General features: G+C 70.2%; 13 protein-coding genes. 4 read left to right on the top strand and 9 right to left on the bottom strand.

Features of this window, described 5'->3' with window-relative positions:
* Window positions 1-526 precede the first annotated feature (526 nt).
* Window positions 527-1,516 carry a tetratricopeptide repeat protein gene (locus K3769_RS17320; RefSeq protein WP_267027321.1) on the bottom strand — a complete coding sequence of 330 codons (990 nt, stop codon included), beginning with the start codon at window positions 1,514-1,516 and terminating at the stop codon, window positions 527-529.
* Window positions 1,517-1,745: 229 nt separating this feature from the next.
* Between K3769_RS17320 and K3769_RS17315 the strand changes: the two genes are divergently transcribed.
* Window positions 1,746-2,372, top strand: coding sequence for a TetR/AcrR family transcriptional regulator (locus K3769_RS17315; protein ID WP_267027320.1), 627 nt, complete (start codon window positions 1,746-1,748; stop codon window positions 2,370-2,372).
* Between the two features lie 115 nt (window positions 2,373-2,487).
* On the opposite strand, the gene icmA is transcribed toward K3769_RS17315, so the two are convergent.
* The 4 genes from icmA to K3769_RS17295 form a co-directional block, all read right to left on the bottom strand.
* Window positions 2,488-4,188 carry a coenzyme B12-dependent isobutyryl-CoA mutase large subunit gene (gene icmA / locus K3769_RS17310; RefSeq protein WP_267027319.1) on the bottom strand — a complete coding sequence of 567 codons (1,701 nt, stop codon included), beginning with the start codon at window positions 4,186-4,188 and terminating at the stop codon, window positions 2,488-2,490.
* A 145-nt stretch (window positions 4,189-4,333) separates the two neighbouring features.
* Window positions 4,334-4,672 (bottom strand): DUF3817 domain-containing protein, encoded by a 339-nt coding sequence (locus K3769_RS17305; protein WP_267027318.1) that lies wholly within the window; start codon window positions 4,670-4,672, stop codon window positions 4,334-4,336.
* An 82-nt stretch (window positions 4,673-4,754) separates the two neighbouring features.
* Window positions 4,755-5,264 (bottom strand): MarR family winged helix-turn-helix transcriptional regulator, encoded by a 510-nt coding sequence (locus tag K3769_RS17300; protein WP_267027317.1) that lies wholly within the window; start codon window positions 5,262-5,264, stop codon window positions 4,755-4,757.
* Between the two features lie 32 nt (window positions 5,265-5,296).
* On the bottom strand, window positions 5,297-6,571 hold the full coding sequence (locus K3769_RS17295) for an MFS transporter (RefSeq protein ID WP_267027316.1): 1,275 nt from the start codon (window positions 6,569-6,571) through the stop codon (window positions 5,297-5,299).
* Window positions 6,572-6,655: 84 nt separating this feature from the next.
* Between K3769_RS17295 and K3769_RS17290 the strand changes: the two genes are divergently transcribed.
* Window positions 6,656-7,639: an ArsR/SmtB family transcription factor gene (locus K3769_RS17290; protein WP_267027315.1), complete on the top strand. Its 984-nt coding sequence runs from the start codon at window positions 6,656-6,658 to the stop codon at window positions 7,637-7,639.
* A gap of 173 nt (window positions 7,640-7,812) precedes the next feature.
* On the top strand, window positions 7,813-8,859 hold the full coding sequence (locus tag K3769_RS17285) for a glycoside hydrolase family 6 protein (RefSeq protein ID WP_267027314.1): 1,047 nt from the start codon (window positions 7,813-7,815) through the stop codon (window positions 8,857-8,859).
* A 34-nt stretch (window positions 8,860-8,893) separates the two neighbouring features.
* On the opposite strand, the gene glxA is transcribed toward K3769_RS17285, so the two are convergent.
* The 4 genes from glxA to K3769_RS17265 form a co-directional block, all read right to left on the bottom strand.
* Window positions 8,894-10,870 (bottom strand): radical copper oxidase GlxA, encoded by a 1,977-nt coding sequence (gene glxA / locus K3769_RS17280; protein ID WP_267031417.1) that lies wholly within the window; start codon window positions 10,868-10,870, stop codon window positions 8,894-8,896.
* Window positions 10,871-10,906: 36 nt separating this feature from the next.
* Window positions 10,907-12,697: a glycosyltransferase family 2 protein gene (locus tag K3769_RS17275; protein ID WP_267031416.1), complete on the bottom strand. Its 1,791-nt coding sequence runs from the start codon at window positions 12,695-12,697 to the stop codon at window positions 10,907-10,909.
* 213 nt (window positions 12,698-12,910) lie between these two features.
* A complete protein-coding gene (locus K3769_RS17270) occupies window positions 12,911-13,204 on the bottom strand; it encodes an MTH1187 family thiamine-binding protein (protein ID WP_267027313.1) in 294 nt (97 codons plus the stop codon).
* The gene (locus K3769_RS17265; protein ID WP_267027312.1) at window positions 13,201-13,545 is read right to left on the bottom strand and encodes a DUF3817 domain-containing protein; all 345 of its coding nucleotides are present in this window, start codon (window positions 13,543-13,545) and stop codon (window positions 13,201-13,203) included. Before K3769_RS17265 ends, K3769_RS17270 begins: the two co-directional genes overlap by 4 nt.
* A 133-nt stretch (window positions 13,546-13,678) precedes the next feature.
* Between K3769_RS17265 and K3769_RS17260 the strand changes: the two genes are divergently transcribed.
* Window positions 13,679-14,311 carry an AIM24 family protein gene (locus K3769_RS17260; RefSeq protein WP_267031415.1) on the top strand — a complete coding sequence of 211 codons (633 nt, stop codon included), beginning with the start codon at window positions 13,679-13,681 and terminating at the stop codon, window positions 14,309-14,311.
* Window position 14,312 lies beyond the last annotated feature (1 nt).

The following is a 14,312-nucleotide window of genomic DNA, read 5'->3' as shown; positions in this document are numbered from 1 at the left end:
AGGAGAGCGCCCGATTCCGGAGGCGCGCAACGCACCCGGATCACCGGCGATCACCCCCGAGCGACAACCACTGGTCGCGCCTGAACACTTCACGCACAACCTGCTGGACAGGCTCCACCGAACGGCGAAGACCCCCCTGCCCAAGGGCCGGCGCCACTGCCGCCGCCCCTACTCGGTGGGGACCCAAGGAAACCCGCTGACCCGAGTGGCTGTCGGGGGAGGGTAATGGACCGAGCGTCGCCGATCGTGGTGCATTCTCGCCGCCCGCACAAGGGGGTTCGTTACTGGCTAGTAACGGCGGGATAACCGAACAACGACCCGTCGGTGTCGGCCGAACACCGAGGGTGGCCCCGAACGAGGTGACAAAATAATCGAAGATTGGACGGAATCCGACAGATCACCGCTCCGGACTTACTCCCAGTAACAGTGGCCGCGTTTACCAAGTTTTGGTAAAGCGCGGCCACTATGTAGCTGTGTCGGCAAATCCTTCACCCGGGCATCACGGGCCGCGGCGTTTAGCGACTGGTCAGAACAGAGCGCGCGCCAGCGCCCTGCGCGCGGCCGTCACACGCGGATCGTCGCCGCCGACGACCTCGAAGAGCTCGAGCAGCCGTACGCGCGCCGCCTCGCGGTCGTCGCCCGCCGTACGCGCCACGGTGTCGACGAGCCGCCCCAGGGCGTCCTCCACATGGCCGCCCACCAGATCGAGGTCGGCCGCGGCGATCTGCGCCGGTACGTCACCGGGCTTGTCCGCGGCCTCCTTGCGCACCTGCTGGGGGTCCACGCCCTGTACCCGCTGCAGCAACTCGGCCTGGGCGAGGCCCAGTTTGGCCTCCGTGTTCCCGGGGTCGTCGCTCAGCACGTTCCGGTACGCCCGGACCGCGCCGCCCAGGTCTCCCGCGTCCAGCGCCTGCACGGCGGCTTCGAGCAGCGCGTCGTACGGGCCGGCCGGGACCTCGGAGGCCGCGGCGGCACCCTCGGGGCCCTCGCCCTCGGCGCCCTGCTCCACGGTCACGCCCGTCAGCCCGAACCGCTCCTCGGCGACCTGCACGAGCTGGTCCAGGGTGCCCCGGATCTGCGCCTCGGGCGCGGCGCCCTGGAAGAGCGGCAGGGCCTGGCCGGCCACCACCGCGAAGACCGCCGGAATCCCCTGGATCCCGAACTGCTGCATCAGCATCTGATTGGCGTCGACGTCGATCTTGGCGAGCACGAACCGGCCGTTGTACTCGACGGTGAGCCGCTCCAGCAGCGGGCTGAGCTGCTTGCACGGCTCGCACCACTCGGCCCAGAAGTCGATGACGACCGGCACCTCGGTGGAGCGCTGCAGGACGTCCCGCTCAAAACCCGCCTCGTCGACATCGATGACGAGACTCGACGCGGACACGGCGGGAACGGCCCCGCCCCCCTGTCGTACCGCTTCGGCGCGCGCCTGCTCCGCCTTCGCCTTGGCCTCCTGGGCCGCTTTCACCGCGGCGAGGTCGACGACTCCGCTCATGGACATGTTCCGTGGCTGCATGCGTCTATCCTCCCCCCTCCGCGCGCCTGTGTGAAAAGCGCTGTGAAAGCCAGTCCTGATACGTGTTTTTTCGGCGCCGGGTCCCCACCTGGCACCACGTGGTCGTCGCGCTTTCGCTACGAGCCGTAGCGTAACTGTCCCGGTACGGCCGGGGGAAGCCCGTCCCGGTGATCTCCCTCACCCGTCCACAGGATCCCCCTGAGCGGAACGCCCGGATATGGTCGCCGACATGCAGAGTCGCAGTTCCGCTCCCCGTACGGGACGCCCGCGCAGCGTCGAGGCCGACGAGGCGATCCTGGCGGCGACGCGTGCGGCTCTGGTGGACCTGGGCTGGTCGGGGCTGACGCTGGGCGACGTGGCCACCCGCGCGGGCGTCGCGAAAACGACCCTCTACCGGCGCTGGGCGGGCAAGAACGAGCTGGTGGTCGACGCGGTGGCGGCCCTCTTCGACGAACTGGAGCTGCCCGACCGAGGGACTCTCGCCGCGGACATCGAAGGGGTGGTGCTCCAGTTCGCGGCGATCCTGGCGCGGCCGGAGGCGAGGAGCGGGCTGCTGGCCGTGCTCGCGGAGTCCACGCGCGACGACGCGCTGCGCGAACGCATCCGGACGTCGGTCGTCGACCGTCAGAAGCGGCTGGTGCTGGAGGGGCGGGCGCGGGCGCAGGCGCGGGGGGAGCTGCCGCCGGAGTCCGATCCGTCCACCGCGGACCGGACGGTGAATCTCATCTTCGACATGGTGGCGGGGGCGGTGGTGCATCGGACGCTGGTCAGCGCGGAACCGGTGGACGAGCCGTGGGCCCGGTCCTTCACCCGAGTCCTGCTCCTGGGCCTGCCAGCGGCGGCCTCCCACCCCTGAGGGCCTGTTCCCGTCACGTGGCAGCGTCTCAAAGTCCCCGGCTCAGACGCCGGACGGGCTGAAGTGATTCAGCCCGTCCGGCGTCTGAGGACAAAGGGGGGCGAGGAAAGGCCCGTCAAAAGCCCGGTGGCTCCGTGTACACCCCCCACTCCTCCCGCAGCACATCGCAGATCTCCCCGAGCGTCGCCTCCGCCCGCGCGGCGTCCAGCATCGGACCGATCATGTTCGACCCGTCCCGCGCGGCGGCGAGCATCGCGTCGAGGGCCGACCGCACGGCGCCCTCGTCCCGAGCGGCCCGCCGCGCGCCCAGCTCCCGTACCTGGTCCCGCTCCACCTCATGGCTGACCCGCAGGATCTCCAGGTCACCCGTGACCGACCCGTGGTGGACGTTCACCCCCACGACCCGCTTGTCGCCCTTCTCCAGCGCCCGCTGGTACTGGAACGCCGACTCCGCGATCTCCCCGGTGAACCACCCGTCCTCGATCCCCCGCAGGATCCCGGAGGTGATCGGCCCGATGGGATGCCGCCCGTCGGGGTGCGCCCGCAGCCCCCGCTCCCGGATCTGCTCGAAGATCTTCTCCGCGTCCGCCTCGATGCGGTCGGTCAGCTGCTCCACGTACCAGGAACCGCCCAGCGGATCCGCGACGTTGGCGACGCCGGTCTCCTCCATCAGCACCTGCTGCGTCCGCAGGGCGATCTCCGCCGCCTGCTCGGAGGGCAGCGCGAGCGTCTCGTCCAGTGCGTTCGTGTGCAGCGAGTTGGTGCCGCCCAGCACCGCGGCCAGCGCCTCGACCGCCGTACGGACCACGTTGTTGTACGGCTGCTGGGCCGTCAGCGAGACACCCGCGGTCTGCGTGTGGAACCGCAGCCACTGCGCCTTGTCCGACCGCGCCCCGTACACGTCCCGCATCCACCGCGCCCAGATCCGCCGCGCCGCCCGGAACTTGGCGATCTCCTCGAAGAAGTCGAGGTGCGCGTCGAAGAAGAAGGAGAGGCCGGGGGCGAACACGTCCACGTCCATGCCGCGGCTGAGCCCCAGCTCCACGTACCCGAAGCCGTCGGCGAGGGTGTACGCCAGCTCCTGCGCGGCCGTCGAACCCGCCTCGCGGATGTGGTAGCCGGAGACCGAGAGCGGCTTGTACGCGGGGATCTTCCGCGCGCAGTGCTCCATCAGGTCGCCGATGAGCCGCAGATGGGGTTCGGGCTCGAAGAGCCACTCCTTCTGCGCGATGTACTCCTTGAAGATGTCGGTCTGGAGCGTGCCGTTGAGCACGGCCGGGTCCACGCCCTGCCGTTCGGCGGCCACCAGGTACATGCAGAAGACCGGCACGGCCGGCCCGCTGATCGTCATCGACGTCGTCACGTCGCCCAGCGGGATGTCCTTGAACAGGACCTCCATGTCGGCCGCGGAGTCGATGGCGACCCCGCAGTGGCCGACCTCGCCGAGCGAACGCGGGTCGTCGGAGTCGCGCCCCATGAGCGTGGGCATGTCGAAGGCCACGGAGAGCCCGCCCCCGCCGTTGGCGAGGATCATCTTGTAGCGCTCGTTGGTCTGCTCGGCGTTCCCGAACCCGGCGAACTGCCGGATGGTCCACGTCCGCCCCCGGTAGCCCGTCGCGTGCAGACCACGCGTGTACGGGTACTCCCCGGGCCAGCCGATCCGCTCGAACCCCTCGTAGGCGTCCCCGGGCCGCGGCCCGTAGACCGCCTCCACGGAGTCCCCGGAAAGCGTGGTGAAGTCAGCGTCCCGCTTGCGTGCGGCGTCGTAACGGGCCTGCCAGCGGCGGCGGCCCTCCTCGATGGCGTCAGCGTCCATACTCCTGAATTTACTAGGACGTCCTAGTAAATGTCGATGGGACACCGCCACGGATACCTCCGTGGCGGTGGAAAACGCTGAAACGAGTGAGGCGGGTGAGACGGATGAGGCGGGTGAGAGCCGTACCGCGCGTACCGCGAGCGCGCTATGCCTTCGCGACCGCGCCCGGGCCCTCGACGACCTTGGACTCCAGCTCGCGGCTGACCTTGCGCTCCACGAAGAAGGCGGCCGTCGGGACCGTACCCGCGAGCAGCACCCACAGGAGCTTCGGCACCGGCCACTTCGCCTTGGAGCCCAGGTCGAAGGCGAAGACCAGGTAGACGACGTACAGCCAGCCGTGCGCGACGCTGACGACACGGGTGAAGTCCGCGGCGCCGTCCAGGTCGAGCACGTACTTGCCGATCATCCCGAGGACCAGCAGGACCAGCAGGACACCGGTGACGTAGGCCATGACGCGGTAGCGGGTCAGCACGCTCTTTTTCATGGCTACGAGCGTAACCACCGGTTTGCCACGATCTTCGCGCACCCCCGTGTCACCTTCCGGTCCCGGCGGTGCCGCGCGGGCCCTACTCCTCGTCGAAGTCGTGCGCCGCCACCCTCAGCGGTCGCAGCATCGCGAAGATCTCCCGGCACTCCTCGGCGTCGTACGCGCCGAGCCCGAACTCCATCGCCATCAGGTCGCGGGTGGCCGCGTCGCAGACCTCCCGGCCCTTGTCGGTGATCGAGGCGAGGGTGCCGCGTCCGTCGTTGGGGTTGGGCCGCTTGTCGACGAGCCCGGAGCGCACGAGCCGGTCCACCGTGTTCGTCACGGACGTCGGGTGCACCATCAGCCGCTCGCCGATCTTGGACATCGGCAGCTCACCGGCCTTCGAGAAGGTGAGCAGCACCAGCGCCTCGTAACGGGCGAACGTCAGCCCGTACGGCTTGACGACCGCGTCGACCTCGGCGAGGAGGATCTGGTGCGCGCGCATGATCGAGGTGATCGCGCCCATGGACGGGACGGACCCCCACCGCTGTTTCCAGAGTTCGTCGGCTCGGGCGATGGGATCAAAGGCAAGGCTGAGCGGCTTCGACACGGCAAAGACCCTACCGGCCGGTCATATCGTGGTCAGCCCCGTCTCGCCTTTCGGTATGCGCCCGCCCCCTGCGTGCGCCGCACCTCCGCCACCAGCAGCAGACAGCACACCGTCCCGAGCACACCGACCCCGCCCACCACCGTGCTGACCGGCCAGAACTCGGCCGCCGCACCGGCCAGCGCCATCCCCACACCCTGGATGGTCATCAGCCCGGCGGTGTGCACGGTCATGGCCCGCCCGCGCAGTTCCTCCGGCACGGCGTCCACGAACCAGCGGTCGAGCCCCAGCGTGTACGCGCCCGCCGCCCCGGCGACCAGCAGCGCGAGCAGGATCCAGCCGAGGTCCGGACGGAAGGGGTAGGCGACGAGCGGCAGCAGACCGCAGCCCGCCAGGGGCAGCACGATCCGCGAGCGGGCGGCCGGTGACAGGGCGGCGCCCGCGTACAGCTCCCCCGCGATCGTCCCGACGGGCATCGCGCACATCAGCAGCCCGATCCAGGCCGTGCCGACCCCGATCTCGTCCGCGTACGCGGCGGCGAGGGCCTCCGGCGCGACGACGAACATCGGCGGCACCCAGAGCAGCAGGAGCAGCGCCCGGATCCGGCGGTCGGCCAGGACCTGCCGGGTGCCGGCGAGCGAGTACCGCATCAGCGGTCCGGCGCCGGTCCGCGCGGGCCTGCGCCGGGTGCCGACGCGCAGCAGCAGCGCGGAGGCGAGGAAGGTGGCGAAGGTGATGACCAAGGCCCCGCGCGGCGCCACGAAGGCCAGCAGGACACCGCCGAGACCGAAGCCGACGAGCACGGCGCTCTGCGCCACGATCCGCAGCAGCGAGCGGCCGAGCACGAACAGGTCCCCGTCACCGAGGATCTCCGCCAGCGTGGCCATCCGGGTGCCGCTGAACACGGGTGAGACGGCGGCGATGGCACAGCGCAGGGCGAGCAGGGCGACGACGGGGGTGGCCGGCAGGGCCATCAGCGCCGCGCATCCCGCGCACACGAGGTCGCACACGACGAGGACGCGCCGGGCCGGGTACCGGTCGGCCACTCCGGACAGCAGCGTCCCGCCCACGAGGTACGGCAGGAAGCCCAGCGCGAAGGCCAGTGCGCTGAGCAGCGGCGATCCCGTCAGCTCGTACACGAGGACGGTCAGGGCGATCTCGCTGACGACGACACCCAGCAGGGACAGGGCGTGCGCGGCGAAGACGAACCGGAACTCCGTGACGGCGAAGGCCCTGCCGTAGCCGCTTCCCCTCGCGTCGTCCCTCGGGAGTTCGGGAGCCGCCTGCGCGGTCTGTGTTTCTTCTGGCATGAGAAGCAGCGTCGCGTGACCGCGCCGGACGGCCTAGAGTTTCGGCCCAGGCCGAATCTCCGCCCCGACCTCCCGGGAGGCGTGATGCCGTACCACCTCCACCTCGGCGAGGACGACCTCCTCAACTGCCGTTTCGCGCTGTCACCCCTGTGGGAGACGCACCAGGCGGTACGCACCCTGCGGCGCCCGGAACGGCAGGGCTACCACCCCGCCTGGCTGCGCCGCATCCGCTCGGCGGCGGCCGAGCTGGACCTCGAACCGCTGTGGCTGCTGATGCCGCAGCGCGGGAACAGCCCGGACTGTCTGATGCCGCCTCCGATCGGTCCCGCGGCCACGTTCGAGGAGGAGATCGCCGCCGTACGCGCCACCGACCCCGAGCTCGCGCGGACCGAACTCGCGATCTCGCTCGCGGACACCCCGGGCGCCGCCGAGTCCCCGGCCGGCCGGGCGATGCTCGCCGACCCCGCGCGGGCCGTGCGGGAGCTGGCGGACACGACGGAGGCGGCCTGGCACGCCCTCGTGGAGCCCGCCTGGCCGAGGCTCCGGGCCCTCCTGGAGGCGGACATCGCCTTCCACTCCCGCCGTCTCGCCGAGGTGGGCCTCGCCGGTCTGCTGCCCGAACTGGACCGGCGGGTCGCCTGGGACGCGGGCCGGCTGACGGTCGACTCGCGGGGGGAGCACGTACGCGAACTGGGCGGGCAGGGGCTGGTGCTGATGCCCAGCGTCTTCACCTGGCCGGACGTGGTGAGCGGCTTCGAGCCGCCCTGGCAGCCGGCGCTGGTCTATCCGGCGCGGGGCATCGGGGGCCTGTGGGCCGAACCGTCCGACCGGACTCCCGATGCCCTCGTACGGCTGCTGGGCCGGGGCCGGGCCGCCGTGCTGGCCGGACTGGCGGAACCGACCGCCACCACCGCCCTCGCGCACCGCCTCGGGCTCGCGCCCTCGTCCGTCTCCGCGCACCTGTCGGCGCTGCGTGACGCGGGCCTGCTCGTCTCGCACCGGTACGGACACCAGGTGCTGTACGAGCGGACCCCGCTCGGCATCGCGCTGGCCTCGGTAGGAGCCTGACGTACCGCCAGGACCGACGGATGCCGGACACCTCGCGGTGTCGCGGTCTCGCGGTCTCGCGGTGCGCAGTGTCGCGGTGTCGCGGTGTCGCACCTGTGCCCGATAGGCCCGCTATGTCACGATGACCGGAAAACCGTCCGTCACTGACGGTCACCTTCGCCCAAGGGGGCAGGATGTTCCGGCCGACCCGTACCCGCACCCGTACCCGCGCGGCGCTCGCCGTGTTCGCCGCGTCCGCCGCGTCCGCCGCGCTGGGACTCGTGACGGGCTGTTCGTCCTCGCCCGAGACCGATCCGGCCGCCGCGGCCCAGGAGTCCCGCGCGGCGGACCCCGCCGCCGGCTCCCCGTTCTGGATCGACCCGCAGAGCCCCGCCGCCCGGCAGGCCCGTGCGTGGGAGCGGCAGGGTCGGGGCAACGACGCGAAGCTGCTCAAGCGCATCGCGGACCGGCCCGCGGCGCTGTGGCCGGCCGGCGACCACCCCGAGGCGCGGATCGGGGCGGTGGCGGAGGCGGCGGCCAGGGACGGGCGGACGCCCGTGTTCGTGGCGTACGACATCCCGCACCGCGACTGCGGTCAGCACTCGGCGGGCGGGGCGCACGACGCGAGCGCCTACCGGGACTGGATCGACCGGTTCGCGAAGGCCCTGGGCGACAGCCCCGCCCTGGTGGTCCTGGAGCCCGACGCGGTCGCCCACATGGTGGACGGCTGCACACCGGGCGAGTACCACGCGCAACGTGAGCGGTTGCTCTCCGAGGCGATCGTGCGGCTGAAGCGGCAGCCGAACACGAAGGTGTACCTGGACGCGGGCAACCCGGACTGGATCGCGGAGCCGCTCAAGCTCGTCGAGCCCCTCGGGCGGGCCGGGATCGCGAACGCCGACGGCTTCGCCCTGAACGTCTCCAACTTCCAGACGGACGGGATCACCAAGGAGTACGGCCGCCGCCTCTCGGAGGCGCTAGGCGGCAAGCACTTCGTCGTGGACACCAGCCGCAACGGCAACGGCCCGCTGCGGGGCGACCGCGCGCAGGCCTGGTGCAACCCGCCGGGCCGGGCGCTCGGCACCCCGCCCACCACCGACACCGGCGACCCGGTCGTGGACGCCTACCTGTGGATCAAGCGGCCCGGCGAGTCGGACGGGCAGTGCAGGGGAGGCCCCGCGGCCGGGCAGTGGTGGGCCGACTACGCGCTCGGCCTGGCCCGCAACTCCAAGTCCCGATAGGTCACCCGGAGGCGGCGGGCCGCCCCTCGGGAGCTCACTTCACCTGGACCCACTTCGCCTCGGACGGCGTCCCGTCCGCGTCCGACACGAACAGCATGTACCAGCCGGGCGGAACCAGCGTCCGGTCCTTCGGTACGTCCACGGTCACCGAGTCCTTGGACCGGGTGAGCCCCAGCGCGATGGACCGCTGCTCGACGTCCGTGGTGTGCGTGACCGCGCTGGGCCGCATCAGCCGGGCGTTCACGACCTTCTCCGGGTGCCGGGTCGCGAAGGTGGCGCGGCCCTGGCCGTCCACCTCCTGCGGTCCGTCGCCGAGCACGGGGCGGGCCTTGCCGTTCTTGTGCAGGGCGGGCGGAGTGAAGATCTCCATGCGCTGCTCGAAGTGCCCGAGCTTGGTGTTCTGCTGGTCGTCGAAGAGCGGGTCGGAGCCGAAGGTGGCGATCCGGCCGTCGGGCAGCAGAAGCGCCTCGGAGTGGTAGTTGCGGCCGACCTTCGGCGAGGCGGCCGTACGGAAGGAGTTGGACTTCGGGTCGTAGAACTGCGCCTTGTGGATGTTGCTGGCACCGCGCCCCCGGTAGTCCTTGGAGCCGTTGGACGTGAACACCGAGTCGTCCGGCATGATCACGCTGTTCAGATAGCGGGTGCCCTGCGGCAGGTCGGGGCCGTCCTCGAAGGCGGGATTGGCCTTCTTGAGGTCGACGACGGCCGTGCGCGAGGTCGACTTCTTGGACTCGCCGACCCCTCCGCCGCCGAGGATCATCACCTTCTGGTCCTGGGCGGGCGGCAGCAGGAGCGAGGCCGAGGTCTCCGTCTCGTCCGGGTCGCCCAGTCCGGGCACCTTCTGGAACTTGTTGGTCCTGAGGTCCCACAGACCCGCGTCGCGGCCGAGTTCGGCGGGTCCGTAACCGGCGTTCGAGGCGGGGTAGAAGAGCTTGCCGCCCTTGGTGAGGAAGAGGGCCGGGTAGGTGGGGAAGTAGCGCTTGGGCCCCGGGGTCCACTTCTTCGTCCCCGGGTCGTAGATCTCGTTGTCGCCCGGGTCGATCACACCGACGTCGTCGAGTCCGGAGACCGCGAGCACCTTCCCGTTCTGGAGGCCGACGAGCGTCGGGTACCAGCGGGCCTTGTCCATCGGCTCGACGGGCACGTACTTCTCCGCCGTCGGGTCGAACTCGTAGGCGGCCCTGATCCCCTGGAAGTCCTGCTTCTCCATGGTGATCTTCTCGGAGAGGCCGTAGGTGTTGTCGGCGTCCTTTCCCTTGAGGCCGAGGATCTCGTACTGGGCGCGCTTGTCCGTGACCGGCGCCGGACCGTCCTCGACGGCCTCGACGAAGACCCGGGCCTCGCTCGCCTCGACCTTCGTCTTCCAGGGCTGCATGACGCCGGCCCTGTTGTAGGTGATCTCCTGGGTGCGCTTGGCCTTGGGCACGGTGACGTCGACGCGGCTGACGTACTCGACGCCGGAGGGCGAGCGGAACCGGGTGCCCTTCTTGAGCGCGATGGTCTTGTCCGGGTTCTCGTTCTTCACCCGCATACCGCCGCCGGCCCGCTCGACCTCGCCGTCGAGCCGTTCGTAGCGGGCCGTGCCGCCGGCCACGAGCAGCCGGCCGCTGGGCAGTTGGGCGTGCCCCCCGCAGAAGAAGTCGGCCGGGGTGGCGATCTTCTTGAAGGTGTCGGCCTTCGGATCCCACAGCACGGTGTCGAAGGACCCCTTGTCGAACTTCTTCTGCTCGTTGCCGGAGCCCGCGACGATCAGCACCTTGCCGGTGTGCAGGAGCGCCGCGTGGATGGCGTTGGTGCGGAACTCCTCGGGGATGTCGAGCCGCTTCCACGAGCCGTACTTCGCCTGGTAGCCGGGCTGGGCGATCTTGTACTCGTAGTACTGCTCCGAGGCGAAGCCGATGGCGGCCGGCGCGTTGAGTCCGGCGAGCAGCGCGACGCCACCCACGCCGAGCAGCCGCTTCTGGGTCTTCTTCGAAAGCGACTTCTTCGAAAACGTCCTCTGCGGAAACATCTTCTTCGAGATCTTCAGGGGCCGGTGGGCCATGGCCTAGCTACCTCCTGTCGTACTGCTGGAGACCGTTCCGGCGGCGGCGCTGCCCGCGAGGGCCGGGGCGGGCTCGGCCGTTTCACTGATCCGGACGGCGGGCACGAGGTGCTGCTCCGCCCTGCGGGCCCTGGCGCGGGTGGTGGTCCACACCGCCACCGGGGCGAGGGAGATGGCCAGCGCGAGGACCGCCCAGGTGCGCATGGCGGCGTGGGTGTGGTCGAGCACGAACGACGCGACCAGGGACGACGTCAGGACCGTCGCCCAGAAGAGATGGATACGGAAGGTGGCGACGCGGTCGGGGCTGGCGTCGCTGCCCTTGGGGGTGATGACGAACCGGCTGGGACGGCGGACGAGGGCCGCGCCCAGGGACTTCAGGTAGATGGGCGCGGACAGGGCCGACATCGCCATCCCCGCCAGACCTCCCGACCCCTCCGGCTCGTGCGGGGAGACGTTGTGCCGCCGGTTCCACAGATACAGACCGACCTGGAGTGCGGCGGCGTCGCTGTAGAGCATCAGCCACAGGGAGGCCGAGACCTGGGTGCCGGACGCGCCGAAGCACAGGAACAGGACGCAGCTGAGGATGCCCAGCAGCCAGTTGACGGCCGTCATCGGGTAGTAGACGAGCATCAGCGTGTACGAGAACAGCCGTCCCGGCGGCATCGTGAAGGGTGCCTTCCAGTACTGCTTGAACAGCGTCTCGTAGGTGCCGCGCGACCAGCGCATCTGCTGGGTGAAGAAGTCGGTCCAGGAGGCGGGGCCCTCACCGACGGCGAGCACGTCGGGGGTGTAGACGGACTGCCAGTGGTGACCGGTCCTCGGGTTCTTGTGCCGGTGCATCTCGAAGCCGGTGGCCATGTCCTCGGTGATGGAGTCGTACAGGCCGCCGACCTGCTTGACGGCCGCGATCCGTACGACGTTGTTGGTGCCGACGAACATGGGCGCGCGGTAGCGGTTGCCGGCGCGCTGGATCAGGGCGTGGAAGAGGAACTGCTGGGACTCGGCCGCCTTGGTGACTGGGGTGGTGTAGTTGCCGTACACCTGCGGGCCGACGACGAAGGCGACGTCCGGGTCGCGGAAGTAGCCCATCATCCGTTCCAGGAACTCCGGGAGCGGGACGTGGTCCGTGTCGACGGAGGCGAAGAAGTCGTAACCGCCGCCGTGCATCGCGATCCACGCGTTGTAGTTGCCGTGCTTGGTACGGGTCTTGTGGACGCCCTTGGCCCTGTTCCACTCGGGGACGCCGTGCCGGGTGAAGTGCCGGACGCCGAGCTCCTCGCAGAGCGCCTTGGCACGTTCGTCGTCGCCCTCGTCCAGGAGCCAGACGTCGAGCGGGCCGGTGTGGGTGACCCTGACGGCCGCTTCGAGGGTGGCGCGGACCATCGAGAGCGGTTCCTTGCCGGGGACGAACGTGGTCAGGAAGGCGACCCGGGTGCCCTCGGCGGGGGTGACGGGAACGGGATCCCTCGCGACCATCGTCGCGTGCGCGATCGACACGACGTTGACGACCATGAAGAGCTCGATCAGGCCGATCGCCACGAGCATCGTGATGTCGAGGCCGACCAGCCAGCGGGCGCCGCCCTCACGCTCCACCCAGTGGGTGGGCCACACGAGATAGACCAGCAGCAGTCCGGTGAGCACCGGGGCGAGCGTCATGAGCAGGACGGCTCGTATTCGGTGCGGCTCGCTCGACAGGAGCTTGGTGTACTGCACCCGGTAGGCCGAGCCGGACGGCTCCGTGAGCGGTCCGGCCAACCTGCTGTGGGTGTCGTAGTCGTAGCCCTCCGGCCGCACAGCGCCCTCCAGTGCCCAGTGATCGAACAAGCCGATACCCACACAGAAGTGGCATTACGTCGGCGTGTCGAACGGAGGGGGTCCAGGTGGGTGTCAGGGCTCACCTACGGCGGAGGGGGCTGCCTTCCTTTAGGGGCGCGGAGAACTGCGCGGGTTCCCCCTACTGGGCCGCAGTCGGCAACGGACCCCCGCACCGGAGGTGCAAAGCCACCCTCACGCGGACAAGTGGCGCTCCACCGTGGACACCTTGGACGTCAGCCCGTCCGTCACCCCCGGCCGAATGTCCGCCTTCAGGATCAACGACACCCGCGGCGCCCGCGCCTCGACGGCCGCGACCGCCCGCCGCACCACGTCCATCACCTCATCCCACTCGCCCTCCAGCGAGGTGAACATGGCGTCCGTCCGGTTCGGGAGCCCCGACTCACGGACGACCCGCACCGCGTCGGCCACGTACTCCCCCACGTCCTCGCTGACCCCGAGCGGCGTCACGGAAAAGGCGACGATCATGCGCCCACGATCCCCTCGTTGCGCGCACGGGACTTGATGACCGCGGCCTCGGCCTCACCCTTGAGCTTGCGCTCGGCGAAGAAGCCGCCGGTCGGCAGCACGGACAGCACGAAGTAGAGCGCTGCGGTCCTCAGCCCCCACTTCGCCCGGTTCCACGCGTCGGCCCAGAAGATCACGTACAGCACGAAGAGGACTCCGTGGACCATGCCCATCACCGGCACCGCGTTGAAGTCCGTGGTCCGCTTCAGCACCGAACACACGAGCAGCAGCAGGAACGAGACGGCCTCCGGTCCGGAGACCAGTCGGAGGCGGCGGAGGGCGGAGGCGGTCTTGATGTCCACGGGTCACCTTCGGTGTTTGTGAATGAGCGCACAAGCGTCCGTCCATTGTGGCATTGGAGGGCCGGCGGCCCGCCTCAGGGGTACGGGGACCTGTCGGCGGGGACATCCCGCCCGATACCTTCACCTCGTGGCGATGTTCCGACTACAAGGCAGCAAGGTGCTGGCCGTCGACATGACCGGCGACGCCGTGAAGGCGAAGAACGGCTCCATGGTCGCGTACGACGGTCAGATGGCCTTCAAGAAACTCAGCGGCGGCGGCGAAGGCATCCGCGGCATGGTGACGCGCCGGATCACCGGCGAGCAGATGACCCTCATGGAGGTGAAGGGCCAGGGCACGTGCTGGTTCGCCGACCGGGCGAGCGAGATCAACCTCGTGAGCCTCCAGGGCGACAAACTCTTCGTCGAGTCGAGCAACCTCCTCGCGACCGACGCGGGCCTGCGCACGGGCACGTCCTTCACGGGACTCAGAGGCGCCTCGCAGGGCAACGGGCTCTTCACGACGACGATCGAGGGCCACGGCCAGGCGGCGATCATGTCCGACGGCCCGGCGGTCGTGCTGCGGGTCAGCTCGCAGTACCCGCTCACCGTCGACCCTGGCGCGTACATCGCCCATCAGGGCAATCTGCGGCAGTCCTTCCAGTCCGGCGTGACGTTCCGCACGTTCATGGGCGAGGGCGGCGGCGAGGCCTTCCAGATCCGTTTCGAGGGCGACGGAGTCGTCTACGTGCAGCCCAGTGAGCGCAACTCGATCGCGGGAGACGTGTGAC

The organism is Streptomyces ortus, from assembly GCF_026341275.1.
GTDB classification, from domain to species: Bacteria; Actinomycetota; Actinomycetes; order Streptomycetales; family Streptomycetaceae; genus Streptomyces; species Streptomyces ortus.
Note: the sequence above shows the minus strand (reverse complement) of the source record. Positions and strands in the feature narration are given on the sequence as shown.